A 2298-nucleotide genomic window follows, 5' to 3' on the forward strand; every position below is an offset into this window, starting at 1 on the left:
CGCAATTACGCGCACAACGCTAGTGAGGCCCGTCAGTCTAGTGCCGAGATTTTCGATTAGTTGCAAGGCTTCTTTCAGTTCATGTTTTAATTGATGATTTTCATCTGAATTCATAGATATTCCTAACTGTGATTAGACGACAGATCTGCATCGCCTACTTGTCGGGTAAACCTACAGGGCCTAACAGTACCATAGGGATGAGTGCAACATCCATCGGTTAGGCAAACCTAAAAATTTGTGGATTCAGCATCTGTTCACTTCGACTTCTACCACAGCCCGCCTCCAGCGGGCTTTTTTACGTCCCACCCTCACCACCATGCCCACCAAGGAAACACGCAATGCCAGCACTTGATAAAGCTCCATACCTCAAACCATGTCCATTCTGTGGTGGTCAACTTGATTCGCAATGGCAGTGTCCAAACCCGAAAGCCAAGTGCACAACTGAAGACTGCCAAGGCGGAAGGATGCCCGTGCTGTGCCTTGATGCACCGCGAGACATTGAGCGCTGGAATCAAAGAGCTACACAAGAGCTAGGAGCCGGACGATGAACCCATCCCAAGCCACCCCCACCCAGCCCGCCCCTGCCGACTTTTCCTCTCAGAAATTTATGCAACAAAAAGTTACAGAACCAACAGCCACCGCTACTACCGTGGCTACTCAGACACCAGAGTGGGTGTTGGCAGAGAAATTCGAAGAGCTGACTGGCGTGACCCCCATGGCAGTCCACAACCGACGCCGAGCCGGGATCTGGTTGGATGGCCAACATTGCGCAGTGATTGCCCGCCGCCTGTACGTCAACATCAAAGAAGCCGACCAATGGATAAAAAACCAACTCCCCCAACCCCGCCGGGCGTAACCATTCGAGAAAAGGCGACCGTCACGCGCATACAAATCGCCTTCACTTGGAATGGGATGCAGTGCCGTGAACTGCTGCCCCATTGTGCGGTCAATAAAGCCAGTCTCCAGTACGCCAGCAATCTGCGCGCAGAGATCAAGCGAAAAATTGCGGCGGGCACTTTCGTCTATGGTGACTACTTCCCTGAGAGCCCCAAGGCCAAGAAACCAGACCCAAACTCCAACCTGATGCAGGAGCTGCTGACCAAGCAGCTGGAGCTTTACGCTAAGCAGGTGGAGAACGGAAAAATGAGTCCGGCCACTTTTCGGGGCTATAGCAAAAGCATCAATGGTGAACGTATGCGCCAGTGGCATGGCCGCAAGCTCCATGAAGTCACCCCATCTGCCCTTCGCGAATGGATCAGCGACATGGATTGCACCAGCAAAGCCATTCGGAACATGCTGATTCCATTGCGTTCGGTGTTTGAGGATGCGCTCAATGACGGTCTCATCGATGTCAACCCATTTGACCGTATCGCGCTGGCCAAGCTGATTCGCCAAACCAGCCGGGCCAGTGACTACGTGATTTCACCCTTCACCCAAGCCGAACGTGAAATCATCCTGCACGCCTGCCGATTGGACGAGCGGCCAATGTTCCAGTTTTGGTTCAATACGGGTCTGCGACCGGGCGAGCTGCAAGCGCTGGAGTGGCGGCACATTGACTGGGACAAGGCCACTGCACGGATTGAGCAAAATCAGGTGGAGGGAGTACTCAAGGCCCCCAAGACGGCAGCAGGCATCCGCACGCTGGATCTGTGCAACCAAGCAATGGACGCCCTACGTGCCCAAAAATCCATCAGTGCCCTGTCTGGGGGGAGAGTCTGGTTGAACCCCAGAACCTTGGAGCCTTGGACCACCGATGCCCAAATCCGCAAAACGGCTTGGCTGCCGATCATGAAGCGGGCTGGCATTGACTATCGCAACCCTTACCAAATCAGGCATACCTACGCTTCTACCCTACTGACCGCTGGGGCGAACCCTTGGTACGTGGCCCAGCAGCTGGGGCATGAGGATGTGGAGATGGTGTTTAGAACCTATGGCAAGTTCATCCGCGAGGACTTCCAAAAGCCCAAGGCCACACTGCGGGCGGTGAACTAGAATGGAGACAAATCACACCGGATTCACACCAATGGCCGTGAACCGGCGTGGCTGCTGGGTTGGGTGCGGGTTCAATTCCCCCCAGCTCCACCAGCTTACAAAAAATCCCGCTAACTAAAATAAGTTAGCGGGATTTTTTATTGCATTCGCAAGAGAGGGAGCTAGTCCAAGGAGCGCCCCTACAGAATATCTATCGTAAAAAAGCGAACCCCCTCTGACCGTAGAGATCAGAGGGGGTAGCTTGAATAATGAGCCTGACGATGACCTACTTTCACACGGGAACCCGCACTATCATCGGCGCGAAGT

2 protein-coding genes are annotated in these 2298 nt (G+C 53.9%); both read left to right on the plus strand.

The genetic code is table 11. The annotated features are described in order from the left end of the window. The first annotated feature begins 544 nt into the window (after positions 1–544). Complete coding sequence (locus ACYVB2_RS15410; RefSeq protein ID WP_382434954.1) at positions 545–856, plus strand: excisionase; 312 nt, start codon at positions 545–547, stop codon at positions 854–856. After that, on the plus strand, positions 817–1992 hold the full coding sequence (locus ACYVB2_RS15415; protein WP_382434956.1) for an Arm DNA-binding domain-containing protein: 1176 nt from the start codon (positions 817–819) through the stop codon (positions 1990–1992). Before ACYVB2_RS15410 ends, ACYVB2_RS15415 begins: the two co-directional genes overlap by 40 nt. Positions 1993–2298: the final 306 nt, after the last annotated feature.

The organism is Giesbergeria giesbergeri (assembly GCF_054779375.1).